This window comes from Streptomyces sp. RKAG290, from assembly GCF_023701695.1.
GTDB lineage: Bacteria > Actinomycetota > Actinomycetes > Streptomycetales > Streptomycetaceae > Streptomyces.
Window position 1 is genome coordinate 5,024,525 of record NZ_JAJOZC010000001.1, and the last position, 24,900, is coordinate 5,049,424.

General features: G+C 72.5%; 19 protein-coding genes and 2 pseudogenes. 5 read left to right on the top strand and 16 right to left on the bottom strand.

The window, feature by feature from the left end; translation table 11 throughout:
• Positions 1 to 73 precede the first annotated feature (73 nt).
• From LNW71_RS22095 to LNW71_RS22115, 5 genes and pseudogenes are all read right to left on the bottom strand, one after another.
• Positions 74 to 1,690 (bottom strand): FAD-dependent oxidoreductase, encoded by a 1,617-nt coding sequence (locus tag LNW71_RS22095; RefSeq protein ID WP_250969809.1) that lies wholly within the window; start codon positions 1,688 to 1,690, stop codon positions 74 to 76.
• The gene (gene rfbB / locus LNW71_RS22100) at positions 1,687 to 2,676 is read right to left on the bottom strand and encodes a dTDP-glucose 4,6-dehydratase (protein WP_250969810.1); all 990 of its coding nucleotides are present in this window, start codon (positions 2,674 to 2,676) and stop codon (positions 1,687 to 1,689) included. The genes LNW71_RS22095 and rfbB overlap by 4 nt, the downstream gene beginning before the upstream one ends.
• Positions 2,673 to 3,739 (bottom strand): annotated as a pseudogene (locus LNW71_RS22105) (glucose-1-phosphate thymidylyltransferase). Before LNW71_RS22105 ends, rfbB begins: the two are co-directional and overlap by 4 nt.
• 82 nt (positions 3,740 to 3,821) lie before the next feature.
• The gene (ssuE, locus tag LNW71_RS22110; RefSeq protein ID WP_250969811.1) at positions 3,822 to 4,409 is read right to left on the bottom strand and encodes an NADPH-dependent FMN reductase; all 588 of its coding nucleotides are present in this window, start codon (positions 4,407 to 4,409) and stop codon (positions 3,822 to 3,824) included.
• Positions 4,410 to 4,516: 107 nt separating this feature from the next.
• A complete protein-coding gene (locus LNW71_RS22115) occupies positions 4,517 to 5,668 on the bottom strand; it encodes a MupA/Atu3671 family FMN-dependent luciferase-like monooxygenase (protein WP_250969812.1) in 1,152 nt (383 codons plus the stop codon).
• A gap of 269 nt (positions 5,669 to 5,937) precedes the next feature.
• On the opposite strand from LNW71_RS22115, the gene LNW71_RS22120 reads away from it, so the two are divergent.
• Positions 5,938 to 7,461, top strand: a complete 1,524-nt coding sequence (locus LNW71_RS22120) for a class I adenylate-forming enzyme family protein (RefSeq protein WP_250969813.1) — start codon at positions 5,938 to 5,940, stop codon at positions 7,459 to 7,461.
• Between the two features lie 200 nt (positions 7,462 to 7,661).
• A complete protein-coding gene (locus LNW71_RS22125; protein WP_250972101.1) occupies positions 7,662 to 7,805 on the top strand; it encodes a hypothetical protein in 144 nt (47 codons plus the stop codon).
• A 489-nt stretch (positions 7,806 to 8,294) separates the two neighbouring features.
• On the opposite strand, the pseudogene LNW71_RS22130 reads toward LNW71_RS22125, so the two are convergent.
• The 11 genes and pseudogenes from LNW71_RS22130 to LNW71_RS22180 form a co-directional block, all read right to left on the bottom strand.
• Positions 8,295 to 9,374: pseudogene (locus LNW71_RS22130) on the bottom strand (nucleotide disphospho-sugar-binding domain-containing protein); the annotation flags it as partial.
• 4 nt (positions 9,375 to 9,378) lie between these two features.
• Positions 9,379 to 10,950, bottom strand: coding sequence for an MFS transporter (locus tag LNW71_RS22135; RefSeq protein WP_250969814.1), 1,572 nt, complete (start codon positions 10,948 to 10,950; stop codon positions 9,379 to 9,381).
• Positions 10,951 to 11,080: 130 nt separating this feature from the next.
• Entirely contained in the window at positions 11,081 to 12,250 is a 1,170-nt protein-coding gene (locus LNW71_RS22140; protein WP_250969815.1) for a nucleotide disphospho-sugar-binding domain-containing protein, read from the bottom strand.
• Complete coding sequence (locus LNW71_RS22145) at positions 12,238 to 13,404, bottom strand: nucleotide disphospho-sugar-binding domain-containing protein (RefSeq protein ID WP_250969816.1); 1,167 nt, start codon at positions 13,402 to 13,404, stop codon at positions 12,238 to 12,240. The genes LNW71_RS22140 and LNW71_RS22145 overlap by 13 nt, the downstream gene beginning before the upstream one ends.
• A complete protein-coding gene (locus LNW71_RS22150) occupies positions 13,392 to 15,263 on the bottom strand; it encodes a condensation domain-containing protein (protein ID WP_250969817.1) in 1,872 nt (623 codons plus the stop codon). The genes LNW71_RS22145 and LNW71_RS22150 overlap by 13 nt, the downstream gene beginning before the upstream one ends.
• Positions 15,242 to 16,549: an AMP-binding protein gene (locus LNW71_RS22155; protein ID WP_250969818.1), complete on the bottom strand. Its 1,308-nt coding sequence runs from the start codon at positions 16,547 to 16,549 to the stop codon at positions 15,242 to 15,244. Before LNW71_RS22155 ends, LNW71_RS22150 begins: the two co-directional genes overlap by 22 nt.
• Positions 16,546 to 17,748 (bottom strand): nucleotide disphospho-sugar-binding domain-containing protein, encoded by a 1,203-nt coding sequence (locus tag LNW71_RS22160; protein WP_250969819.1) that lies wholly within the window; start codon positions 17,746 to 17,748, stop codon positions 16,546 to 16,548. The genes LNW71_RS22155 and LNW71_RS22160 overlap by 4 nt, the downstream gene beginning before the upstream one ends.
• A gap of 155 nt (positions 17,749 to 17,903) precedes the next feature.
• Positions 17,904 to 18,617: an ABC transporter permease gene (locus tag LNW71_RS22165; RefSeq protein WP_250969820.1), complete on the bottom strand. Its 714-nt coding sequence runs from the start codon at positions 18,615 to 18,617 to the stop codon at positions 17,904 to 17,906.
• Entirely contained in the window at positions 18,617 to 19,465 is an 849-nt protein-coding gene (locus LNW71_RS22170; protein ID WP_250972102.1) for an ABC transporter ATP-binding protein, read from the bottom strand. The genes LNW71_RS22165 and LNW71_RS22170 overlap by 1 nt, the downstream gene beginning before the upstream one ends.
• Before the next feature lie 123 nt (positions 19,466 to 19,588).
• Positions 19,589 to 20,755 (bottom strand): nucleotide disphospho-sugar-binding domain-containing protein, encoded by a 1,167-nt coding sequence (locus tag LNW71_RS22175; protein ID WP_250969821.1) that lies wholly within the window; start codon positions 20,753 to 20,755, stop codon positions 19,589 to 19,591.
• Entirely contained in the window at positions 20,740 to 21,945 is a 1,206-nt protein-coding gene (locus LNW71_RS22180; protein WP_250969822.1) for a glycosyltransferase, read from the bottom strand. Before LNW71_RS22180 ends, LNW71_RS22175 begins: the two co-directional genes overlap by 16 nt.
• Positions 21,946 to 22,174: 229 nt before the next feature.
• Here LNW71_RS22180 and LNW71_RS22185 point away from each other — a divergent pair, with 229 nt between their 5' ends.
• The 3 genes from LNW71_RS22185 (at position 22,175) to LNW71_RS22195 (ending at position 24,899) form a co-directional block, all read left to right on the top strand.
• Positions 22,175 to 23,251, top strand: a complete 1,077-nt coding sequence (locus tag LNW71_RS22185; protein ID WP_250969823.1) for a ketoacyl-ACP synthase III family protein — start codon at positions 22,175 to 22,177, stop codon at positions 23,249 to 23,251.
• Positions 23,252 to 23,366: 115 nt separating this feature from the next.
• Entirely contained in the window at positions 23,367 to 24,134 is a 768-nt protein-coding gene (locus LNW71_RS22190; protein ID WP_250969824.1) for an NAD-dependent epimerase/dehydratase family protein, read from the top strand.
• Between the two features lie 90 nt (positions 24,135 to 24,224).
• On the top strand, positions 24,225 to 24,899 hold the full coding sequence (locus LNW71_RS22195) for an antibiotic biosynthesis monooxygenase family protein (protein WP_250969825.1): 675 nt from the start codon (positions 24,225 to 24,227) through the stop codon (positions 24,897 to 24,899).
• The last annotated feature ends 1 nt before the right edge of the window (position 24,900 follow it).

The window sequence follows — 24,900 nt, forward strand, 5'->3', positions numbered from 1 at the left end:
CACCGCACGTCGAAGGACCCGCCCCGGGATTTCCGGGGCGGGTCCTTCGACGTGAAAGCCCTTATTCAGAAGTTCAGTTGACGGGCTGGACCGCTCGTGACGGGTGAATGCCCAGCGCGGTCAGCGCGTGCGAGGGGGAATCGGATCCGGTGCCCCGGGCGGCGAGATAGCCGTCGGGACGGATCAGCAGCCAGGTGCCGGCCGGGGCGCCCAGCCCTTCGGACAGCAGCCCTGCCGGGTCGGCGAGCGCGCCGGGGCCCTGCGTGTTCACCGTACGGATCCGCACCGACGGCCCGAAGGCGTCCTCGCGGGTCTCTGCGGGAGCTTCCCCGAACGAGAGCAACAGCCACTCCGGGCGCTGGAGTTCGCCCACCAGCTCCTGCCAGGCGGGGCCGGCGGCCAGGCCGGCCGCGGTGACCCGGGCCACCCGCTCGCCGGGGCGCACCCCGGCGGACGGCGGGCTGTCGTGGGCGAGCGGGCCCGCCGCGTAACCCAGTCCGAGCGCCGACATCCCGCCCATGATCTTGCGCTGGATGCGGCCCTTCAGCGGGGGCAGCGAGCGCAGCACGGTGAACGCGGCACGCAGTCCCGCCGCCGCCCTGCGGCTGCGCAGCTGGACCAGCATGGTCGCCATCCGGGTGGTGCGCAGCAACTCCGCTCCCACCGGCACGCGTTCCGCCCCGTAGGTGTCGAGGAGGGAGTCGGCGGCCTCGCCGCGCAGCACCGTCGCGAGCTTCCAGGAGAGGTTGACCGCGTCCTGCACACCGGTGTTCATGCCCTGCCCGGAGGCCGGGCTGTGCACGTGCGCCGCGTCCCCGGCCAGCACGACCCGGCCCACCCGCATCCGGTCGATCATGCGCTGCTGGATCGTGAACACCGAGACCCAGGACGGTGTCCGCACCACGGCGGGCCGGCCCGTCCCGGTGCTGATCTTCGCCGAGAAGCGCCGCGCCACCATGGCGTCGTCGCCCCCGTAGGACGTCTCGGCGGTGTCCAGCAGCCGCCACTTCCCGGGCTCGGGGAACGGCACCATCATCACGGTCCCGGTGGGGGTGCGCATCCAGTGGATGCTGTCCTTCGGCAGGTCGCAGTCGACGGTGGCGTCGGCGATCAGCCAGGTCTCGCTGGACTCGCCCTCCAGCTTCAGTCCGAGCTGCTTGCGGATGACGCTGTGACCGCCGTCCGCCCCGACCAGCCAGTCGGACCGCACGGTCTCGGTACGGCCGTCGGCGTGCACCAGCCGGGACAGCACGCCCTCGCCGCCGAGGTCCTCGAACTCCTCGATGCGCACGCCCCATTCGATCTCGACGCCGTGGCGGGCCGCCGCGTCGCGCAGCACCTCCTCGGTGATGACCTGGTCGACCATGAGCGTGAACGGGAACCGGGTGGGCAGCCGGCTGTAGTCCGTGTCGAAGCGGATCAGCCGGCGGCCGTTCTGGTGCAGCGTGAAGTGCTCCACCCGCTGGCCGCGCGCCAGGAGGTCGTCGAGGACTCCCATCTGGTCGTACGTCTCCAGCGTGCGGGCATGGGTGGCCAGCGCTCGGCTGGTGGTGGCGGGGCCGGCGGCGCCGTCCACGAGCCGGACCCGTACACCGTGCCGGGCCAGCTCATGGGCGGCGCTCAGACCGACCGGGCCGGCGCCCACGACCAGGACCTGCGCCGGGTGCGCCGCTGTGTCGGACGGACTCACTTCTCGTTCTCCTTCGCCGCGTGCTTGACCGCTTTCCACCAGCCGGGGTTGTCGCGGTACCAGGCCGCCGTCTCGGCGAGCCCCTCCTCGAAGGAGATGCGCGGCGCGTAGCCGAGCTCCCGCGCGATCTTCGCCTCGCTGAGCGAGTAGCGCAGGTCGTGGCCCTTGCGGTCGGCGACCCGGACGACCTTGGACCAGTCGTTGCCGGTCAGTTCGAGGAGCCGCTCGGTGATCTGGCGGTTGGTCTGCTCGTTGCCGCCGCCCACGTTGTAGACCTCACCGGCCCGGCCCGAGGTGAGGACCAGCTGGATGGCCCGGCAGTGGTCGTCCACGTGCAGCCACTCGCGGATGTTGGCGCCCTCGCCGTACAGCGGGACGCTCTCGCCCTCCAGCAGGTTGGTGACGAAGCGCGGGATCAGCTTCTCCGGGTGCTGGTAGGGGCCGTAGTTGTTGGAGCAGCGGGTGGTGGAGACGTTCAGTCCGTGGGTGCGCCAGTAGGCGCGGGTGATCAGGTCCGAGCCGGCCTTGGACGCCGCGTAGGGCGAGTTGGGCAGCAGCGGCCACTCCTCGGTCCAGGAGCCCTCGTCGATCGAGCCGTACACCTCGTCGGTGGAGACGTGCACGACCCGTCCGACGCCGGACCGCAGTGCCGCCTCCATGACGTTCTGGGTGCCGCCGACGTTGGTGGTGATGAACTCGGCCGCCGATTCCAGGGACCGGTCCACGTGGGACTCGGCCGCGAAGTGCACCACCGCGTCATGGCCGGGGAAGAGCTCGAGGAGCAGCGGCAGATCGCATATGTCGCCCTGGACGAAGGTCAGCCGGGGGTGCGAGGCGGGCAGGTTCTCCCGGTTGCCCGCATAGGTCAGCTTGTCCAGGACGGTGACCTCCGCGTCCTCGTAACCCTCGTATCCGCCGTCCAGCAAGGTGCGTACGTAGTGGGAGCCGATGAAGCCGGCGCCGCCGGTGACCAGGATTCTGCTCATGCCGCGACCTCCACGCGGGTGTGGTCGCCGACCACCAGGCGGTGGTGGCGGTTGCCGAGTTCGATGCCGGTGACGGCCGCCGACCGCCCGAGCAGGGAGCCGTGCAGGCCCCGCACCGCGGAGATCGTCGAGCCGTCCAGTGCGATCGAGTAGTCCAGGTGGGTGCCGGACAGGACGCAGTCACGGCCGATCGAGGTGTGCGGGCCGATGTGGCTGTCCTCCAGGACCGTGCCGGCGCCGATCACGACGGGGCCCTGCACGAACGAACGGCTGATCCGGGCGCCCGCCTCGACGACGACGGCGCCCAGCAGCACGCTGCGGTCGTCGACCTCGCCGTCGATGCGGCGCTCGATCCCGTCGAGGAGCATCCGGTTGCACTCCAGTACGTCCTCGACCCTGCCGGTGTCCTTCCAGTACCCGGAGTACTCCTGGGCGCGGACGGTGGCGCCGCTGGTCACCAGCCACTGGATGGCGTCGGTGATCTCCAGCTCGCCGCGGGCGCTGGGCACGATCGAGTCGACGGCCCGGTGGATCGCGGGCGTGAAGAAGTAGACGCCGATCAGGGCCAGGTTGGAGCGCGGCACCGGCGGCTTCTCCACGAGGCGCTCCACCACACCGGTCGCGTCGACCTCGGCCACCCGAAGGCGCGCGGGTCCTCGACCTGGGCCACCAGCACCTGGGCGGCGGGCCGCAGCGCGTGGAACTCGGCCGCCGCCTCGACGATGCCCTGCGGGAGCATGTTGTCGCCGAGATACATCACGAAGTCGTCGTCGCCGAGGAAATCCCGGGCGAGCGAGACACACTGGGCGAGCCCCTTGGGGCTCTCCTGCGGGATGTAGGTGAGCGCGACGCCGAGCCGCGACCCGTCGCCGAGCACCTCGGCTATCTCCGCCGCGTGGTTCCCGACGATGATGCCGATCTCGGTGACACCGAGGTCGCGGATGTTCTCCAGCACCCGTTCCAGGACGGGCTTGTTGGCGATCGGGATGAGCTGCTTGGGCATGGAGTAGCTGAACGGGCGCAGACGGCTGCCCGTCCCGCCGCTCAGAACCAGAGCCTTCATGGGGTCCTCTTCAGTCGTGGTCGGCACATCAACAGGCACATCAACAGGCGGATGAACACGCCGGCTTCCTCAGGCGTCGTCCTCAGGCGGCGGAGACGAGCCGGCGGGGCGGGAGGGTGTGGGCGGCGTCGCGCTCCGAGAGGCTCTCCAGCAGCCCGGCGAACCGGTCGGTGGCCTCGTCGAGCAGGCTCGACACGGTCGGCTCCAGGAAGGCGGCACCTCCGGCGCCCTTCCGGATGCCGCCGGCGTGCACGAAGAAGCTCTCCGCCACCGCCCGCGGCTTCATCGACATCAGTACGGGGCGCAGCCCGTAGTCGAGGGCGAGCACATGGGCGAGCGAGCCCCCGGTCGCCAGCGGCAGCACGACCTTCCCCTCCAGCGCGAACTGCGGGAGCACGTCGAGGAAGGACTTGAGCAGCCCCGAGCAGCCCGCCTTGTACACGGGTGTCGCCACCACGACGGCGTCCGCCTCGGCGAACCGGTCGAGGGCGGCGGCGATCTCCGGGTGGGCGGTGTCGGCCGCGAGCAGCGGCGCCGGGGGCAGGGAGCGAACCGCGAGCGTGTCCACCCGGTGCCCGCGCGCGGCGAGCCGCTCGGCTGCGAGGGTGAGCACGTGATGGGTGCTGGAGACCGGCGACGGACTGCCGGAGACGGCGAGGATCGTCGGCATGGGCGACCTCCTTGGTGAAGGAAGGATGGAAGGGAGGGCCGGCGGCACGCACCGGAAGGGGTACGCGGGGGACCGGCGGTGGGAGCGGTGGTGGGGCAGGCGCGGGGTCAGCCGACGGCTGTCGGGACAGGCGCCGGGGCGGCCGGCTTCGCGGCCTCGGCGCGTACGGTCGCCAGGCGTTCCAGCGAGGCGAGCACCAGCTGCGGGTCGGCGACGAAGTCGACCAGGCAGGCGATCTCGTCGACACCGGCGGCACGCACCCGGCGGGCCGTCTGCGCGCACTCCTGGACCGAGCCGATCAGGGAGTTGCCGTCGAGGTAGCGGTTGACGCCGAGCTCGGCGAGCTTGCGCTGGGCACGGACCGCGGAGAGCACGTCACGGCCCTCCTTGTTCCCGCTCATCCGGCCGCCGGCCTCGACCGCGTGGGCCTCCAGGTCGATGGCGGAGAGCAGATAGTCCCTGAGGCTGCCGCCACCCACCCGGCGGGCCTCATCGGCGTCGTCAGTGACGTAGGAGTGCATCATCACGGTGACGGTGCCCGGACCGTCCCAGCCGGCGTCGGCGCGGGCCTCGCGGTAGAGGGCGATCTTGCCGGAGAGCGACGAGACGTCCTGGTTCTCCAGGTGGGTGAGGATGTTGCAGCCGAGCCGGCCCGCCTCGCGGAAGGTGCCCTCGCTGCGGGACGCGGTGACCCACACGGACAGCTCGTCCTGCACCGGGCGCGGGTAGACGGGCAGCGTGACCTCGGCGCCGAGCGGGTTGTGGCCCGTCCAGCGGCCGGTACGCCACGCGGTCCTGATGTCCGTCACGTCCTTGATCATCTGTTCGCGCCGGGTCTCGTACTTCTCGGGCGCGAGCAGGAAGTCGTTGACGTTCCAGCCGGAGCCGACCGAGATGGCGACCCGGCCCCCGGAGATCCCGTCCACCGTCGCGAAGTCCTCCACGATGCGGGCGGCGGGGTGCAGCGGGGTGACGACGCTGCCGGCCCGGATGCCGATCCGGTGGGTCACCGCGGCGACGGCCGCCGAGGTGACGGCCGGGTTGGGGAAGGCGCCCCCGAACCTGTGGAAGTGCCGCTCTGGCGTCGACACGAAGCCGAAGCCCAGCTGGTCGGCGCGGCGGGCCGCGTCCAGCATCAGCGTGTACGTCTCCTGCGCCCGGTCGCCGACCGCGGCGAAGAAGAAGACGCCGAAGTCCAGCGGCTGTTCACCCGAGGGGCCGTGTGCTTCCCGGCCGGTCTGCCGTGCATCCGCGTTCATGTAGCGCTGCCTCCTTCCCCGTCGGACGTCGTCGCGGCGGGGTCGTCACCATGGGGGCTTGCTGCCCGGCGTCACCATGGGGCGGCTCCCTCGCAGCGGACTGGAGTCCTGGGCAGGCGGGACGCGGCCGAGCGGCACCCGAGCGCGGCTCGAGCGCGGCGCGAGTACGCGGGTGTGTGATCGGTCCACCGGAACTCCAGAGGGCATCGAGCACGTCGGCGGACGCTCGTCAGGACCGAATCCCGTTCCTATGACCACGAGGTTGCTGGATGACGACTCAGACGCTGGCTGCCGCGGACACCGGCACCGACACCGTCCACGGACTGCTCTCCGCGGCCGTGGCCGCCCGGCCCGACGCCCCCGCGGTGCGCGACGCCGCAGGCGCGTGGACGTACGCGGAACTGGATGCCTGGTCACGCGCGTACGCCGACTGGCTCACCGCCCAAGGCGTGCGGCACGGGGACCGGGTCCTCGTCCGGACCGGAAACACGAGGGAGTTCACCGCCCTGCTGTTCGGCGCCCTGCGCCGCGGCATCGTCTTCGTGCCGGTCAACCCGGCGATGAAGCGTTTCCACCTGAACACCGTGGTGCCGGACTGCGACCCCGCCCTGGTCATCGCCCAGGACGCCCAGGACGCCGCACTCCTGCGCGAACTGACGGACAGTCCGGTGCGCACGACCGAGGACGTGGCGCACGGCGCCGGCGTGCTCTACGAAGCCGGCACCGGCGCCCCCGAGGAGGGCCCCGTCGCACCGGGCGACACGGGGCTGCTCATCTACACCTCGGGCTCCACTTCGGCGCCCAAGGCCGTGATCAGCACGCACGCCCCCGTCGTCTTCGCCGCCCGCGCCATCCAGGCCCGGCTGCGGTACCGCGAGGACGACGTCGTCCTCGTCGCCGTGCCGGTCTCCTTCGACTACGGCCTCTACCAGATCCTGCTGTCAGTGATCGCGGGCGCCGAGACGGTGCTGACCTCGCCGGACCGGCATGTGGGGCTGCTGGGTGCGATGCGCGAGCACGGCGTGACCGTCGTCCCGCTGGTGCCCTCGCTCGCCGAGATGCTGCTCACGCTGTCCCGCCGCGACCGGCACGAGGCGGCGCCCGTAAGGCTGTTCACCAACACCGGCGCCGCACTCACCGCCCCCGTCATCGCCCGGCTGCGGGAAGCCTTCCCCCGCGCCCAGGTGTCGCCGATGTTCGGCACCACCGAGTGCAAGCGGCTCACGGTCCTCGAACCGGACGGCGACCTCGCGAGGCCGGGATCCGTAGGCCGGGCGCTCGACGGCACCGAGGTGCTGATCCTCGACGACGACGGCCGGCCGCTGCCGCCCGGCACCGTCGGGGAGATCGCCGCTCGCGGCCCGCACGTGATGACCGGCTACTGGCGGGCCCCCGAGCAGACCGCGCTGCGGTTCCGCCCGGACCCGGTCACCGGTGAGGTCACCCTGCACACCGGCGACTACGGGCACCTGGACGAGGACGGCCACCTGTACTTCGAGGGGCGCAGGGACGACCTGTTCAAGCGCAAGGGCGTCCGCATGGGAACCCTGGAGATCGAGACGGCCGCCCTGGACATCCCCGGTGTCACGGCCGCCGCCGCACTCGCCCCCGCCGAGGGCCAGGACCTCACGCTCTACGCCGTCACCGCACTGAGCGCCGAAGAGGTGCTCTCGCAGCTCTCCGACCGGCTGGAGGCCGCCAAGATCCCGGCCGGCTGCCGGCTGCTGCCCGAGCTCCCGCTCACCCCGAACGGCAAGACCGACAAGCAGCGGCTGCGCCGCGAACAGAGCTGACACCGCGTCCCTTTCAGGACCGTGCCCACCGCACCCCCTTCGTGAGGAGATCCGTCATGACCACCGCTGAAGCCCCTGACGCCACTGCCGTCCGGTGGGACGCCGGCTTCGAGGAGCTGCTGACCTCGGTCCTGCCGCGCCTCGTCGGCTCCGGCCCGCTCGACCCCGCGCTCGACCTCAAGCAGGCGGGCCTCGACTCGATGGCCACCATCGAGCTGCTGGTCCGCCTGGAGGACTCCTACGAGGTGGAGTTCCCCGAGCACACCCTCACGGGCGCGACCTTCGCCACGCCGGCAGCGCTGTGGACGGTGCTGCACGCCCAGCGCACGGCGACCGCGGCCTGACCTCCGTACGACCAGGCCCGGCGCCTGACCGCTCCTCTTCGAGCAGCCCCGTCGCCCGGCATCCGTACGAGCACCCCGTCGCCTGACCCCTCGCACCACGGTCCCGGATCCCTCGGGCCGTTCCACCCCCACCCGCACCACAGTCCTCAGGAGGACCCCACCATGAGCCACCTCATCATCGGCGTCTCTGTCACCATCGTCATCTGCCTCATCGCCAAGTTCGGAGGTGACGCGCTGAAGAAGCGCCGCAACTGACCGGCACCGCTGCCTGCGCAGAAGCCCGGCGACCACTTCGGTCGCCGGGCTCCTTCGTGTCCGTGCGAGGACACGGGTGTGGCCCCCGGCATCCGTATCCGCCGGGGGCCACACCCGCTCCTGTCCTTCGCGGACCGGACTACCCGGCCAGCCGCTCCAGGTCCTCCACGACCCGGGCCGGGCTGGGCATCCCCGCCATGTCCGCCCCAGCTCCTGCGCGCACTTCAGGTAGCGCGGGTCGTCGAGCACGTCCCGCACGGCCTCCCGCACCTGGCCCGGATCGTTCTGAGGGGCCGCCTCGCCGAGCACCCTGGCCGCGCCGGCCGAGGCCAGCAGCTCCGCGGACGCGAACTGGTCGACGATCTGCGGAAGCACCACCTGCGGCAGCCCGAACACACATGACGTCATCGTCGTGTTGGCGCCCCCGTGGTGGATCACCGCGTCGCAGTCGCGGAGGAACAGGTTGAGCGGCACGGGCTCGACCACCCGTACGTTCTCCGGCAGTTGCCCGAAGCCCTCGTGGAACGCCGGGTCGGCGGTCACCACCGCCTCGACGTCGGTGAGCCCGTCAAAAGCGGCGATGATCGAGCGGAAGAGCGGGGTGCCGTTCAGGACCAGCGTCTGGCGGCCCAGGCACACCACGACCCGGCGGATCCCCTCCGCCGCCGGCTTCTGCAGCCACTCGGGCACGGTGCCCGCGCCGTTGAACGGCACGTAGCCGATCGGCGCGCCCGGCGCCGCGCTCGGGTGGCGGAGTGCCGGAGGGCACGGGTCGAGCACGAGGTCCGGGTCGGGGAGACCGGCCAGCCCCAGCCGCTCGGCCGTCCCGTACAGGAAGTTGCGGGCCGAGGCGCGGGACGGGCCGCTGAGCGGGTCGACGCCCCAGCGGTGCTGCACCGACGGGATGCCGAGCACGGCGGCCACGATCTGTCCGGTCAGCTCCATCTGCTCCGAGACGATCAGGTCGGGGCGCCAGTCCTGGGCGAACTCCAGGTAGGAGCTGAGCAGATAGCGGGCGTGGGTCTCCCACAGCTTGGTCGTGCCGGCCATCTTCTCCGGCGGTGTCGGGCCCATCAGCTCCAGCGGGCGCACCCCTTCGGGCAGATGCCTCTGCAGGACGTCCAGGCCGTGGAAGCGGTCACCGATCTCGGTGGCGGAGACACCCGCGGCACGCGCCGCGTCCGTCACGTCAGGCTGGGCGGCCACCTTCACCTCGTGCCCCGCCCCCATCAGCGCCCAGGCCAGCGGCACCATCGGTGTGAAGTGTGTGGGAAACGGGGTGCTCAGCATCAGGACGCGCATCTTCTTCGTCATCTTCCTACTCCTGGGACTTCGCCACGTCCGCCGGGGCGGTCACGTCGGCGGCTTCTGCGGGTGAGGGAACGGCGGGCTCCGAGCCGGGGGCTTCCGGGGCCTCTTCCGCGCCCGGGACCAGGTTCACGTCCACGTCCTGCATCAGGAGCGCGGTCAGCAGGGCGAGCAGCAACAGCCCGGCGGCCGTCAGGAACAGCGTGGACGAGGCGTGGGCGAACGCGCTCGTCACCAGGTGGCGGCGGGCGGGGTCGAGTCCGGCGAGGCGGGCCGCCGCCGCATCCGGGTCGCCCACGCCGGACGCCCCGGCGGCCGAGGCGAAGCGGCTGCTCAGCACCGCGCCGAGCACGGTGCCGCCGATGGTGGTGCCCATCATCGTGGCGAACCGGGAGGTGGTGGTGACCACGCCCAACTGGTCCGCGGCGGCGGCCGACTGGGTCATGAACAGCGCGATCTGGGTCACGCCCCCCAGGCCCACCCCGAGCAGCAGCAGGAGCACGTCGAACTGCCAGTCCGGGGCGTCCGTCGCCGCACCGATACCCAGCCCGGCGACCGCCGCGGCGGCGGTGGCCGTCGTGGTGACCAGGACCGCCTTGCACCTGCCGGTACGGGAGATGACCTTGCCCCAGCCGACGAAGACCAGGATCACCCCGGCGGCCAGCGGGATCAGGTGCAGACCGACCGAGTCCAGGTCCACGCCCCGCACGATGTTGAGGTAGTTGATCAGGAACACGGGCAGCGACAGCAGCGCGAACCCGCCGACGAACTGCAGCACCGCGGCGGACCGGAACACCTTGTCCCGGAACAGGCCGAGCGGCATCAGCGGGTCGGCCGCCTTCAGCTGGCGGGCCACGAACGCGCCCGCCATCAGCAGCCCCCCGTACACGTACGGCAGGACGGGGCCCGCGAACGAGTTGTGCTCGCCGTACGCCTTGACGCCGAACAGCAGCGCGCAGGTGGCGCCGGCGACGAGGACGGAACCGAGGACGTCGACCTTCTGCCGGGTGCCCCGCACCGGGAGCCGCAGCGCCCAGGCGATGCCCACGAGCGCGAGCCCGGCCAGCGGCACGTTGATCAGGAAGATCCAGCGCCAGGACAGCTCCTGGCTGAGCGGGCCGCCGATCATCGGGCCGGCGATGATGCCCGCCGCGATGAGTCCGCCGCCCGCGTTGGAGCGCCCGGCACGGGACTTGGGCGGGTAGAGGGTGGCGATGATGATCAGCGTCATGCTCATCAGACCGCCGCCGCCGAGTCCCTGCACCGCGCGGTAGACGATGAGCTGGGTGAGGGTGTGCGCGGTCGCGCACAGGGCCGAGCCCAGCAGGAACGTGGCGATCGCCATCAGGTAGATCCGGCGCGGGCCGTAGCTGTCGCTGAGCCTGCCGTACAGCGGCTGCGCCGCCGTGGCGGCCAGGAGGTAGGCGGTGATCAGCCAGGGGAACCGGTCGATGCCGTGGGCCGGGTCGAGGTCGCGCACGATCGGCAGGACGGCCGACGAGACGATCGAGCCGTCGAGCAGGGCCAGCGTCATGGTGGCCATCGCGGCCACGATGAAGACGAGCACCTGGATGTCGCTCATGCCGAAGGGGTTGGGCTTCTTCTCCGCGGGCTTCTTCTCCGCGGGGCCTTCGTCGCGTTGGCCTGCTCAGCCGGGGCGCCGCCTTTCGGCGCCTTCCGCCCGGCGGCCGCTTCCGCTGACACGTCCGTGCTCATGCCGTCACCTCCTGTGCTGTCGTCAGTCCCGCCAGCAGGGGCACCAGGACCTCCGCACCGGGCATGGCCTCGATCTGTGCACGCACCCGCCCCGCCGCCTTGCGGTACGCGTCGCCGGTCAGCAACGCCGTCACCGCCCGGCCGAGTTCACGGTCGCTGTTCTGGGCGGCGGCCGAGTCGAGCGTGATGCCGGCACCGGCCGCGGCCACCCGGTCGCCGGCGACGAAGGCGTCCCCGAGCTGGGGGAGCACCAGCTGGGGGACACCGAGCGCGGCGGCCCCCAGGGTGGAGCCGGGACCCCCGTGGTGGACCACCAGATCGGCACCCGGGAAGAGCAGCCCGGGCGCGGTCCGCCCGGTGTACGTCAGGCCCGCCGGCAGCGCACCGATCGCGGCCCGGTACGTCTCGGGTGCGCTGACCACCGCCTCCACCCCGCCCGCCGCGCCGAGCGCGTCCGCGATCCGGCGGACCAGCGCGGCGCCGCCCAGCTCCAGGGCGTATCCGCCGAGCGCCACCACCACGCGTCGCCCGGACGGCCCGCTCCAGCGCCACGGCGATCCCTCGCCGGTGTGCGGGACAGGGCGGACGGGCAGGGCGTCGGGCGCGTCCGTGCCCGCCAGCGCGGGGGGCGCCGGATCGAGGACCAGGTCGGGCGCCGGTACGGAGTCCAGGCCCAGCCGTTCGCACAGCGGACCGAGCCACATCCTGGTCTGGCCGAGCATGAACTCACTGGTCGGGGCCGTACCCCAGCGGTGCCAGACGCTCGGTACGCCCAGCACCTTCCCGATCACGGGTCCGGCGTACTCCATGTGCTCGGACAGGATCAGGTCGGCACGCCACTCGCGGGCGAGCTCCAGGTAGTCGTACAGGAAGTACGGGGCGTGGTTGCGCCACATCTGGGCCGCGCCGTCGATCTGCTGGGCCGGCGGCCGGCCGAGCACCTCGATGGGCCGCACGCCCTCGGGCAGCCGGCCGCGCCGCAGGTCGACGGCGTGGAAGGCGTCCCCGAAGGTGGCGGTCTCCAGGCCGGCGTCGCGGGCGGGGCCGGTCACGTCGGGCTGTCCGGCCACGAGGACCTCGTGGCCCGCGGCACCGAGTGCCCGGATCAGCGGCAGCATGGGCAGGAAGTGGGTGGCGACGGGGGTGCTGGTGATCAGTACGCGCATCGGAGGTTCTCCAGGTCACGGACGACGTCGGCGGGGCTGGGCATGGCGGCCATGGAGGTGGCGAGGGACCGGGCGCCCTTCGTGAACCGCTCGTCGGCGAGCAGCGTGCGGACGGCGCCGGCCACCTGGGCGGGGTCGTTCTGCGCGTCGGCGTCCCTCAGCGAGAGCCCGGCGTCGGCCGCGGTCAGCAGGTCGCCGCCCTCGAACTGGTCGACCAGCTGCGGCAGGATCAGCTGCGGGACACCGAAACTCGCCACGGTGAGCAGGGTGTTGGCGCCGCCGTGCGTCACCACCGCGTCCGTGGTGTCGATGAACCCGTTGAGCGGGGTCGGCGGGATGATCGAGACGTTCGACGGCAGGGTGCCCAGCTGGTCCAGGAACTCCTCCTGCACGGTCATCACCGCCTCGGTCTCCGGAAGGTCCCCGAAGGCCCGGATGATGCCGCGGAACATCGGCAGCCCGCCGAGCGCGATGGTCTGGCGCCCCATCGACACGCAGACCCTCGGCCGGTCACCGCGTTCGCGCAGCCGGGCCGGCACCGCGCCGGTCCCGTTGAACGGGATGTGCCGGATGGGCGCCCCGGCCGGGGCGCCGTGGACCAGCAGCTCCGGCGGCGCCGGGTCGAGCAGCAGGTCCGGCTGGGGCAGTCCGCCCTCGATGCCGAGCCGTTCGCACATTCCCCTCAGCAGGTCCTCCGCCGTCGCCCGCATGAGATGGCTCATCGGGTCGACGCCCCAGCGGTGCGAGACCACGGGGATGCCCAGCGCGCCGCCGACGACGCAGCCGCTCCAGTCGAAGATCTCCGAGACCACCAGATCGGGCTTGAACCGCTCGGCGACCTCCAGGTAGCGCGGCGCCATGTAGCGGGAGTGCAGCACCCAGACCCGGGAGCCGATCATGGTCATCTTCGGGGTGAGCGGTCCGACGATCTCGACCGGCCGCTTGTCCGGCGGCAGCGGCGGGGTGAGCAGGTCCTTGCCGAAGAACTGGCGTCCCACGGAGACGGTGTTGAGGCCGGCGGAGCGGGCCATCGGGACGATGTCCGGCTGTCCGGCCACCAGGACCTCGTGCCCGGCGCCCCGCAGGGCCCAGGCCAGCGGCACCATGCAGGTGAAGTGGGTGGACTCGGGACTGCTCAGCATCAGTACGCGCATGGGGTGTCCTCGGGGGTGATGGGGTCGGCTGGGCGTGCGGCCGGTCCGGCCGGTCCGCGGCGCAGTGCGTCGGCGTAGGAGTCCGCCACCTGGTCCGCGACCGTCGGCGGGATCCGGTCGGTGCGCACCGTCGCGGTGATCAGGGCGCCGGCGGTGGTGGTGCGGACGTCGAGCTCCAGCTCGGTGAACATGGTGGGTGAGCCGATCCGGTACAGCTCGGCCGTGCAGCCGGGGAGACGGAGCCGGGGGTCGGGGTCGTCCTGGGTGAGGAAGCTCGGCATCGGCCGCAGCGCGGCGCCCCCGCCGGTCAGGACCACGGTGCGGGCCAGTTGCGCGCCGCCGGTCTCCTGCGCGGCCAGGGCGTCGTCGGTACTGGCCACGGCCCGCTCCAGCAGTCCGCCGTCGCTCTCCTGGTGCGGCGGCCAGAACCGCAGGTAGAGCAGGTTGACCCGGCAGCTGACGGCGGTCGCCAGCACCGCGCTGCCCCGGCGGGCGGCCGGCACCTTGACCGTGATGTCGTCCTGGCCGGTGAGCGCGCGCAGGACGAGGCCGAACTGCGCGGCGAGCACCGCGAACCTCGTGGTGCCCAGGGCGCGTGCCCGCTCGTCCCAGCGGGCGAGCTCGGCGCCGGTCAGGGTCCGGGCGGCCGAGTATCCGGGCCCGGCGTTGCGGTCGTTGTCGTCGCGGCCCGGCAGTTCGAGGGGCTCCAGCAGCTCCAACTGGTCCTCCCAGTAGGCCTCCTGAGCTGCCAGGTCCACCCGGGACAGCACCCTGCGGTGGTCGGCCGACACCTCGGCGACGGTGGCCGCCGGTGCGGCGAACCGCGGGGCGTGGCCTGCGAGCCGGGCGGCGTACGCGAAGGACAGGTCGGCGGCGAGGATCGTCTCGGACGCGCCGTCGAAGGCCACGTGGTGGGCGACCAGCCCGAACAGCACGCGTCCGGTGTCCCGGGCACGCACGGCAGCGCACCGCCACACCTTGCCGTCCCGCACGGACAGCGGGGTGAACGCGGCGGCGAGCCAGGCGGCGGTCGCCGACTCCTCGTCGGGGGCGTCCGGCAGCCGGATCAGCTCGGCGGCGCCCGGGTCGTCGGGCACCACGGCGTAACCGATCGCGTTGTCGCGGATCAGGTACCGCGCGTAGAGGGCCTGGTGGCGTGCGTGGACATCGCCGGCGGCGGCCTCCAGCGCGTCGAGGTCGACCCGGCCGCGCAGCCACCACGTCAGCCGGCACATCCCACCGAGCCCGTCCTTGTCATGGGCGGCCGCGAACAGGAAACCGGCCTGCTCCGGGGGCAGCAGGATCTCGCCCGGGTTCAGGCCAGGCACGGCGTCCGTGGCGGTCGCGTCGGTCCGGGCCGTGGCGTCCAGCCACTCGGCGAGGCGGCGCACGGTCGGGGTGCGGAAGATCTGCGAGGGCTGGACGGCCGCGCCGAGCCGCTCGTCCAGCTGCTGGCACAGCCGGGCCGCGTCCAGCGAACTGCCGCCGAGCTCGAAGAACGAGACGCCGTCCGGCACCCGGGTCACTTCGAGCACCGTCCGGAAGGCGTCGGCGACCTCGGCAGCCGTCCCGGCGAGGACCTCCTCGGGTCCGTGACCGGGGTCCTCGGCGCGGACCGTCGCAGCCAGGGCGCGCCGGTCGATCTTGCCGTTGGCCAGCTGCGGGAACGCACCGGCCTGCTGCACCCGGCGGGGCACCAGATATTCGGGCAGCAGCCCGGCGAGGTGCTCCCGCAGCTCGTCCGGGCCGATGCCGCCGGCGGCGGCGTGGGTGTAGAAGAGCGCGAGGCCGTGGTACGACCCGTCGGCCTTCGGTATCGGCACGACCACGGCGCCGGTCACCGTCGCGACCCGCTCCACGGTGCGCTCCACCTCGCCGGGCTCGATCCGGTGTCCCCGGATCTTGATCTGGCGGTCGGCGCGGCCGGTGTAGTGGAAGACGCCCTCGGCCGACCGGTTGCCCAGGTCGCCCGTGCGGTAGAGGCGCTGCCGCTTCCCCCGGCCTCGGTCATGACGAACGCCGCGTCGGTCTGCGCGGCGCCGCCGAGGTAGCCGCGGGCCAGACCCGGGCCGCCCAGGCACAGTTCGCCGGTCTCGCCCGGGGCGCACGTCCGGGTCCCGTCCAGGACGTACACCTCGGTGTGCGGCAGCACCGTGCCGAGCGGGATGCCCGCAGGGTCGTCGCAGTCCTCCAGGGACATGGTGCGGGTGGTGACCATCGCCCCGCACTCCACCGGCCCGTACACGTTGATCAGGCGGATCCCGGGGTGTGCGGTGAGGAAGCTCCGTACCCGGGTCGGGGCGGCCCGTTCGCCGCCCATGGAAAGCCACTTCAGGCCGGCGAAGGCGCCGACATCGGTGGTGACCAGCATGTTGAACAGCTGCGTCGTCATGAACGCGGCGTTCACACCCTCCTCGGCGATCAGTGCCCGCAGGGTGCGCGGTACGAGGACCGTCTCGTCCAGGAGCACGGTCGTGCCGCCGGTCAGCAGCATGCTCCAGCAGTCGAGGGTGAAGCCGTCCCAGGCCGGGGGAGCGGTCTGCGGCATCACGGTGCCGGGGCCCAGCTCGGCGTAGAAGTCCGTGTCGAAGAGGCGCACCGCGTTCTCGTGGGTGGAGACGACGCCTTTGGGGGTGCCGGTGGAGCCGGAGGTGAAGAAGACCGAGCAGGCGTCGGAGCCGGTCGTCCCGACCGGTGCGGGACGCAGCCCACGGGCGGCGGTGACGGTGAGGTCCTCGGCCGGCGGCGCCCAGGCGGGCACCGGCCAGTCGCCCGGCACCGCCGTCACCAGCAGCGGCGGCGCGAGCTGGCGGATCTGTCCCGTCAGCCGGTCGACGGGCCAGCGGGTGTCGAGGTACGAGTAGCCGGCCCCGCACTTGAACAGGGCGAGCAGCATCGCGATCAGCGGGGCGCCGCGCTCCATGAGCACGGGCACCAGGTCGCCGCGGCGCACGCCCCGCGCCTGGAGCAGCGCCGCGTAACCGTCCGAAGCGGCGTCCAGTTCACGGTAGGTGACGTGAACCCCGCGATGGGCAAGTGCGGTTGCCGACGGGAAGCGGCGGGCCGCGTCCTGGAACAGGCCGTGCATCGTGTCACCCCGGACGAACGGGGATGCGTCCGTGGTGGGTTCGAGCAGTACAGTCATCGTCTTCCCGCCTCCTGATGCGTGGGAACGTCCGTGTGACCGGCTCTCGCGCACTCCTCCAGGAAGCCCACGAGCTGGTCGGGGATGGGCATCGCGTCGATCTCGTCGCGCAGCGACCGCGCCCGCTCCCGGTAGGAGGACCGGGCCAGCAGGTCCCGCACGGCCGCGGCGGCCTCGCCCTCGCCCGCGTCGGCGGGCAGCGCGATGCCGGCTCCGGAGGCGCGGACCAGGTCGGACCAGTGCTCCTGGAAGGCGTTCTGCGGAAGGAGCAGCTGCGGCAGTCCGTGGGTGACGGCGATCAGGCCGCTGCCGACACCGCCGTGGTGCACCAGCGCGTCGCAGTGCGCGAGCAGGACGTCCAGCGGGAAGGACTCCGCCAGCCGCACGCCGTCGGGCAACGGGCCGGTCAACGCGGCCTGTTCGGGAGTGACGGCGAGGACGACCTCGGCGTCCAGGCCGCGCAGTGCCGCGACCACCTGGTCGCGCACCTCGTCCAGCGCACTCGTGGTGACCCCGCCGGTGACGCAGACGAGCGGCCGGCCGGACGCACGGTCCGTGCGCAGCCACTTGGGCAGCGCCGCCGGACCGGCGAACGGGATGAACCGCATGTCGGCCCGGCGCACCCCGTGCGGCGGGCGGAGCCCCGGCGGGCAGGGGTCGATCCACACGGCGGGGCCGACGACCGGATCGAGCCCGAACCGCTCGAACAGCCCGGCGTAGGAGGGGCGCAGCTGCGACTCGTCCTCGCACGTCACCCCGAGGGACACCCCCCAGGTGTGGCCCACCGCGGGGACCTTGACGGCGGCGGCCGCCACGAGCCCCGCCGCGGCTGCGGTGTCGTGCACCACGATGTCCGGGCGCCAGAAGCGGGCGAAGTCCACGAGGTCGTCGGTCAGGGTGTCGGCGACGGCGATCATCTTCTCGACGAGCATCTCGCTCAGGTCGGGGTCGAGGACCGCGGCGGCCTGTGCCGGGGCCCGCAGCCTGCCCGGGCCCAGGCCGAGTTGCCGGGCGGCGGCGGCGCCCGCACGGGCCTCGTCACCGATGGGCACCGCCACCAGACCGGCCCGGACGACCGGCGCCACGCACTGGGGCCGCACCGCCACCCGGACCTCGTGTCCGGCCAGGCGGCACGCCCAGGCGAGGGGGATGATCCAGGGGACATGGGCCGGGCCGTGGCCCACGAACAACACGCGCATTCAGGTGCCTCGCTCCATCGCGTACGGTCAGTGGCAGGGCAAGGATGGGCGTGCCCGCTCGAACGCGGCTCGCGTTCCGTACGAACGCCGAAGTGCCCGCGGGGACCGGTCCCCGCGGGCACGTGCGTGTGGTGGTGCGGCCTTTCGAGCCCTGCTCAGGCCTGCCGGCCGCCTCTGCGGTAGGCGAACGCCGCGAAGGCGGCGAACAGCGCCGTCCACAGGGCGAGCACCCCGAGCGCGGTGCCGCTCGGCGCGGTGTGGGCCGCCGCGTCCCAGGACAGCTGCGCGTAGCGGTAGACCGGCGTCTCGGTGGACAGCGGACGCAGCCACTCGGGCAGCGTGTCCGTCGGCATCATCAGCCCGCCGAGCAGCGTCAGCGTGAGGTAGGAGACGGTGCCGGCGATCTGCGCGAGCTGCGCCTTGAAGAGGTAGCCGATGCCGATGCCGAGCATCGCGAGCGGGGCGATGCCCACCCACAGCAGCAGGAAGATCTCCAGCCAGGTGCCCACGCCGAGTTCGACACCGCGGTAGAACGCGCCGATCAGACCGATCACCAGGATCGGCAGGATGCCGAGGCAGGTGGCGACGGCGCCGCGGGCGACCACCACCTGCACCGGTGAGAGCGGGGTGAGCCGCAGCTGGCGCAGCCAGCCGAGCGAGCGGTCCTCGGCGATCCCGGTGCCGTTGGTGATGACGACACCGAGCGCGCCGAACGCGGCCGCGCCGACCATCGAGCGCACCAGGGACTCCTGGTCGGGGCCGCCGCCCGCGAGGGTGACGTAGAGGCCGACCGGCATGACGAGGCTCATCATGAGGTAGCCGCCGTTGCGGACGAGCCGCAGGATTTCGAGACGGATGTATCCGAGCATCAGCGGGTCTGCCCTTCCGGAGCGGGCGCGTGGCGCGACTGGTGGGTCAGTGCGATGAAGGCCTCCTCCAGGCCGACGCCCGAGACCTCCAGGTCGGTGAAGGCGTCGGCGCGCGACAGGGCGTGCACCGTCGAGTCGGAGTCGTTGGTCCGCAGGTGGACCCGGCCGCCGTGGAACTCCACGGAGCTGACCCCCGGCAGGAGGTCGAGCCCGTCACGGGAGCCCTCGCGCGGGACGAAGCTGACCGTGCGGCCCTCGATCATGGACTTGATCTGCGAGGTGGTGCCGTCGGCGACCACCCGCCCGGCGGCGATCACGACGACCCGGTCGGCGCTGTCGTCGGCCTCCTCCAGGTAGTGGGTCGAGAACAGCACCGTGTTGCCGCGCTCGGCGTAGCGCTGCATGGCGGCCCACAGGTCGCGCCGCGACTCCACGTCCAGCGCGGCCGTCGGCTCGTCCAGCACCACCAGGTCCGGGTCCCCGGCCAGCGCGAGTGCGAACCGGACCCGCTGGGCCTGCCCGCCGGAGAGCCGGTCCACCTTGCGGTCGGCGATCTTCGTGAGCTCGGCAAGCTCCAGGATCTCGGCCAGCGGCAGCGGGTCGCGGTAGGTCTGGCGCACGAAGTTGACGAGCTCGCGCACCGAGACCCGGGGAATCATCTTCCCCTCCTGCAGCATGGCGCCCAGGTGCCCGGCACGCATGGCGAGTTCGGGCTTCTTGCCGAAGACCTCGATGGTGCCGGAGTCCGGCGGGAAGAGACCGAGGAGCATCCCGATCGCGGTGGACTTGCCGGCTCCGTTGGGGCCGAGGAGGGCGACCGTCTCGCCGCGGGCGATCGTCAGATCGATCCCGTCGACGGCACGGACGCTCCCGTAGCTCTTGACGACATCCTTGAAGACGACCGCGGACGGGCCGTGCTGTGCTGCGCGGGGGGTGGCACCTGAGCCCTTTCCTGTGTGAGTGAACGCATGTCAGATCAGCCCTTCCAAAATGGGTACCAGTTCCGTGGGGCCTGGCAGGTCCTCGATCTCCGTGCGGATCTCCCGCGCGGCCTGCGCATGGCGGTCGTCGCCGAGCAGGGCGGCCAGGGCATCCCCGACGGCCCGAGGGTCGTGCTGCTCGGCCTCGTCGGCCAGGCAGAGTCCGGACTTCGACTCCTGCACGAGCCGGCCGGTGGTCCGCAGGAACGGCTTGTCCCCCGGCAGTACCAGCTGCGGCACCGCGGAGGCGAAGGCGGTCATGCTCGTGCCGCTGCCACCGTGGTGGACGACGGCGGACGTGTGGCGCATCAGCGGACCGATCGGGAAACGGTCGACGACCTGGACCGAGGACGGGATCCCGTCGAGTGCCGCGTGGTACTTGGCGTCGATCGGGAAGAGCACGTCGAGGCCCTGCGCGGTGCAGGCGTCCAGGACGTGCCGGAAGCCCAGCGGCAGCTCACCGGTGTCGGCGAGCACCCGGCCGTGCCACATGCCCAGACACATCAGGGCTCTCGGGCGTGCGGGCCGTGTCACCGCCCAGTCCGGCAGCTCGGTGGTGCCGCAGTAGGGCACGTAACGCGACAGCAGGCCGGGGGCGTTGTCGCCGCCGGGCAGCAGGGAGGCGGGGCTCGGGTCGATGAGGAGAGCCGGGTCGGGGAAGCCCTCGGCGCCGTAGCCGGTGCACAGCTCGTGGAGCTGCTCCTTCGCCCGGCTCAGCAGCGGGCTGGTGAAGTCGTCCGGTCCCCAGCGGTGCACGATCCCGGGCACGCCGAGCACACCCGCGACGGCCAGACCGCCGAACTCCACCGGGTCGGTGATGACGAGATCGGGTTCCCAGTCCCGGCCGAGCCGTACCAGGTCGTCGAGGTAGCCGCCGAGCCGGGTGCGCCAGCGCTCGCCGACGGCGTCCCACTCGGAGTCGGCCCGCCGCTCCATCCCTGCCCGGTCGGGCATCGCCACGGCGCCCGGCCGGGTCAGCCGCTGCCGGGTCTCCCCGCCGCCGACCAGCCGGGTGTCCAGACCCGCGGCTGCGGCGAAGCCCACGAGTTCGGCGTCACCGGCGACCAGCACCTGATGGCCGGCCGCCCGCAGTGCCCAGGTCAGCGGCACCATCGGGACCAGGTGGCTGGAGACCAAGGCCGTTACGAGGACGCGCATGTCTCCTCCTTGGCCGCGGTGGCGGCGACGAGTGCTTCGAGATCGGTGACGAGCTGTTCGACGGGCGGGCAGGCGAGGATCTCCCGGCGTACGGCGGCGGCCCGGCGCCGGAACGCCGGCTCGGTGAGCAGCCTGCGCAGCGCCTCGCCGACACTCGCGCCGGTCGCCTCGTCCGCGGGCAGGCCGATGCCGCTGCCCACGGCGGCGCACAGCCCGGCGGAGTGCGGCTGGTCGTCGTACATCGGTGTGACGAGCATCGGGGTGCCGCTGCGCAGTCCCTCGCGGACGCCGCTGTGGCCGCCGTGCGTGAGGAACACGTCGGCGCTCTCCAGCAGCACGTCCTGCGGCACCCACTCGGTGAGCAGCCGCACATGGCCGGGCACCGGGCCGAAGTCCGCGGCGTCGCGGCCCACGCCGACCGAGACCAGGGCCGTGCAGTCGATCCCGGACACCGCCTCGATCACCGCGCGCAGCAGCTCCTCGGACTGCCAGGGCATCGAGGGTGCGATCGTCCCGATGGACGCGTACACCACCGGCCTGTCCTCCGGCAGTTCCGCGAGCCAGGGCAGGGTGCCGTCGTCGCTGCGGTAGGGGGTGGTCTGCCGGTAGTGGCGCAGCGTGCCCGGAGCCAGTTCGCCCCCGGTGCAGCGGGCCGGCAGCCAGCTCACCAGCAGGTGCTTGTACGCGGTGTCGGCGGCCGGGTCGGCGGGCAGCCCGAACGCGGCACGCAGCGCGTTCAGCCGTTCGTGCGTCACCGCGGGCGTCAGCAGGTGGGTGGAGCCTCCGGCCACGGCGACGTGCGGGATGCCGAGCGCCTCGGCGGCCAGGTAGCCGCCCAGTTCCTCGCCCTCGCGGACGACGAGGTCGGGGCGCCAGTGACGGGCGAGGTCGAGGATGTCCCGGGCGGCGGTGAGCGCGGGCGGCCCGAGGCAGCAGTCGACGAGGCCCCTCTCGTAGGCCTCCTGGTCGCCGTCCAGCAGCGGGCCCGCCATCGCCTCGACGCAGAAGGGGTCCGTGGCCCAGTCGACGCCGGCGGGGAAGAACTCCAGCCCGTAGCTGAGGGTCTCCTCCCGCATGGACGCGTCGTCGGCGACGGCGACGGTGTGCCCGGCCCGGACCGCGGCCTGGGCCAGGGGCATCAGCAGACGCAGATGCGACTTGCCGGCATGGGCGGTGAACAGAATGCGCACGTCGGTCTCCGGGTCGGGGCGGGGGCAGCCGGCAGGCAGCCCGGTCGGTCATGGCCCAGAGCGTGACCTCCGCCGCTCGAATCGCGCTGGAGCCGCGGTGGTGCGCGGGTTCCCCGCCCGTACTCAAGTCCGATTCGAGAGCCGGTGGCGACCTTTGGGCGCATGCCGAGTGCCCTGAGAGGGACCGGCCCTTCGAGGAACCGGAACCGCCGAGCAGGGGAGCAGCTGGATGCGTTGGAACGAGATCTATGTCGCCGGTCTGGGCAGCTGGCTGCCCGACCCGGTGCCGGTGGCGGAGGCCGTCGCGGCCGGTGAGTGCGGCCAGGAGTGGATCGACGACTTCGGCTACGAGTCCGTGCGCATCGCCCGGGAGAGCCCCGAGGAGGGCTGGACCGCGCCGCCGGACATGGCCGTCGCCGCCGGTCGCACGGCCCACGAGCGCGCCGGTCTGTCCAAGTCCGCGTACTCCCTGCTGCTGCACGGCAGCACCTGGTTCCAGGGCCTCGACATCTGGCCCGCCGCGTCCTACATCGCCAAGCGGACCGTGGGCGCGACCGTGCCCGGGCTCGACGTGCAGCAGCGCTGCAACATCGGGATCAGCGGCCTCGACCTGGCCGCGGCCCACCTGACGGTCGGCTACGGCAAGGGCAGCGCGGTCATGCTCACCACCGCGGACCGCTTCGGCGGCCCCGGCGCGAACCGCTGGCAGCTGCGGCACGGCAACGCCTACGCCGACGGCGCCACGGCCACCGTCCTGTCCACCGAGGGCGGCTTCGCCCGGCTCGTCGCCACCGCGACCGTCGCGGACAACTCCCTGGAGCCGATGGCCCGCGGCGAGGAGCCCTTCGGCCCGGTCTCCCGGGCGGCAGGCGAGCAGATCGACCTCACCGCCCGCGGCGACGCACAGAAGGCCGTCAGCGACGAGACCCTCACCAACATCCGCTTCGGCAAGGTGATGCAGGAGGCCAAGCAGGCGGTCCTGGACGACGCCGGCCTGGAGATCGACGACATCGCCTACGTCGTCATCCCGTCGACCGGCCGGATCAAGGGCCCCTTCCAGATCCACCACCTGCTCGGCGTCGACGAGTCCGAGACCACCTGGGACTTCGCCCGCCGCAGCGGCCACATAGGCGCCGGCGACTGGGCCGCCGGGCTGGAGAACCTGCTGCTCACCGGCGCGCTGAAGGCCGGCGACCACGTGATGCTCTACGGCGGCGGAGCGGGTTACACCCTCACCGCGGCAATCCTGGAGATCCTCTCCATCCCCGCCTGGGCGGACCGGCCGGCCACCGCCGGCGCTTCCTGAAACGAGCTCACGAGGGTCTTTCGTTCGGATTAGGCCGGATCAGGGACCGGAGCCCGCGAGCCCGGCATGATCCGAACGAGAGGCCCCAGCCCCACAAGAGGAGTTGACCCACCCCATGGAGATTGTCGGCAGGGGCTTTCTGGCCGGACACCTGGCAGGCATCGCCGGCCACCACCCCGATGTGGTGGCGCTGGCTGCCGGAGTCTCGGCCGCCGGTGACATCCCGCCGGAGCAGTACACCCGGGAGTCCGCCCGCCTGTACGAGGTGCTGAGGTACTGCGAGAAACACGGCAAACGCCTGGTGTTCTTCTCGACGGCGTCCGCCGGAATGTACTCGGTGCCCGGCGCCTCACCCGGGCGCGAGGACGGCCCGGTCTATCCTGCGACCCTCTACGGCCGCCACAAGCTCTCCCTCGAAGCGGTCGTGAAGTCCTCCGACGTCGAGTACCTGATCCTGCGCCTGTCGCACGTCGTCGGATTCCACCAGCCCGCACACCAGCTGCTGCCCTCTCTCGTGCGGCAGTTGGTCGAAGGCCGGCTCCAGGTGCACCGCGGGGCGCAGCGCGACCTGATCGACGTCGAGGACGTCATCAAGATCGTGCACACCCTGCTCGTCGACGGCCGCACCCGCGACGTCGTCAACGTCGCGTCGGGCCACGCGCCGCGCATCGAGGACGTCGTCACGCACCTGGAGGGCCTGCTCGGCACCGTCGCCGAGAAGTCCTACGTCCAGGCCTCCGGCGCCCAGCCCGTCTCCATCGACAAGCTGTGCCGCCTCGTGCCGCCGGTCTACGGGCTCGGCTTCGGCCCCGACTACTACCGCGCGGTCCTCGACAAGTACGTGCACGCCTACGCGGACCGGCCGCGTCCGGTGGGCGTGTGACCCCTGTGTCCGAAGCACCTCCGTCCCTGAGCACCACGCACCCGCCCCGCCCAGAACCCCACGCATCCGAAGAAGCGGAAGGACCACCCCATGAACGAGCCGAACACCCCCGTCGTCGCCGTCGCACACTTCGTCCTCAAGGAGAAGCACAAGGCGAAGGGCGCGGAGTTCGAGAAGGCGTACACCAAGTACAAGGAGGCCGTCTCCACCAAGGACGGACTGTTGCGCACCGCGCTGCTGCGGGGCATCAAGGAGCCCGACACCTTCGTCATCCTCACCTGGTGGCGCGACGCCGACGCCCACCGCACGGTGGTCGGCGACTGGCAGTTCTTCACCGCCGTCAGCAGCCGCTTCGTCTACCTCGCCGCGATCACCAGCGTGCACGGCCCGGTGCTGGCCGGCGAGAGCGCGGCGGACGGGCTCGGCGCGCTCGCCGTGCCGGCCGAGGACGCGGCCGTGGCGCTGACCACCTTCACCCTGCGCGAGGGCGCCGACCAGCAGGCCTTCGAGGCCTCCTTCCTCGGCCACCTCTCCTTCGTGAAGTCCCACGAGGGCTTCCTCGGCCACCAGCTGGTGCACTCCGACCGGGAGACCAGCGCCTACGTCAACATCGGCTGGTGGAGCGGCCCCCAGGCATACCTGCCGGTGCTGCGGAGCCCGGAGATGGCCGCGGACTCCAAGACCATGGCGGTGCACGCCGAGGTGAAGGGCGGCCTCTACCGGGCCGTCGTCGACTCGGCCCGCACCGAGACCGCGCACGTCTGAC

Excerpts from the sequence above, each read along its gene's own strand:
- rfbB (WP_250969810.1), bottom strand. The coding sequence starts at position 2,676 with ATGAGCAGAATCCTGGTCACCGGCGGCGCCGGCTTCATCGGCTCCCAC.
- ssuE (WP_250969811.1), bottom strand. The coding sequence starts at position 4,409 with ATGCCGACGATCCTCGCCGTCTCCGGCAGTCCGTCGCCGGTCTCCAGC.
- LNW71_RS22115 (WP_250969812.1), bottom strand. The coding sequence starts at position 5,668 with ATGAACGCGGATGCACGGCAGACCGGCCGGGAAGCACACGGCCCCTCG.
- LNW71_RS22120 (WP_250969813.1), top strand. The coding sequence starts at position 5,938 with ATGACGACTCAGACGCTGGCTGCCGCGGACACCGGCACCGACACCGTC.
- LNW71_RS22125 (WP_250972101.1), top strand. The coding sequence starts at position 7,662 with ATGGCCACCATCGAGCTGCTGGTCCGCCTGGAGGACTCCTACGAGGTG.
- LNW71_RS22135 (WP_250969814.1), bottom strand. The coding sequence starts at position 10,950 with ATGAGCGACATCCAGGTGCTCGTCTTCATCGTGGCCGCGATGGCCACC.
- LNW71_RS22140 (WP_250969815.1), bottom strand. The coding sequence starts at position 12,250 with ATGCGCGTACTGATCACCAGCACCCCCGTCGCCACCCACTTCCTGCCC.
- LNW71_RS22145 (WP_250969816.1), bottom strand. The coding sequence starts at position 13,404 with ATGCGCGTACTGATGCTGAGCAGTCCCGAGTCCACCCACTTCACCTGC.
- LNW71_RS22155 (WP_250969818.1), bottom strand. The coding sequence starts at position 16,549 with ATGACTGTACTGCTCGAACCCACCACGGACGCATCCCCGTTCGTCCGG.
- LNW71_RS22160 (WP_250969819.1), bottom strand. The coding sequence starts at position 17,748 with ATGCGCGTGTTGTTCGTGGGCCACGGCCCGGCCCATGTCCCCTGGATC.
- LNW71_RS22165 (WP_250969820.1), bottom strand. The coding sequence starts at position 18,617 with ATGCTCGGATACATCCGTCTCGAAATCCTGCGGCTCGTCCGCAACGGC.
- LNW71_RS22175 (WP_250969821.1), bottom strand. The coding sequence starts at position 20,755 with ATGCGCGTCCTCGTAACGGCCTTGGTCTCCAGCCACCTGGTCCCGATG.
- LNW71_RS22185 (WP_250969823.1), top strand. The coding sequence starts at position 22,175 with ATGCGTTGGAACGAGATCTATGTCGCCGGTCTGGGCAGCTGGCTGCCC.
- LNW71_RS22190 (WP_250969824.1), top strand. The coding sequence starts at position 23,367 with ATGGAGATTGTCGGCAGGGGCTTTCTGGCCGGACACCTGGCAGGCATC.
- LNW71_RS22195 (WP_250969825.1), top strand. The coding sequence starts at position 24,225 with ATGAACGAGCCGAACACCCCCGTCGTCGCCGTCGCACACTTCGTCCTC.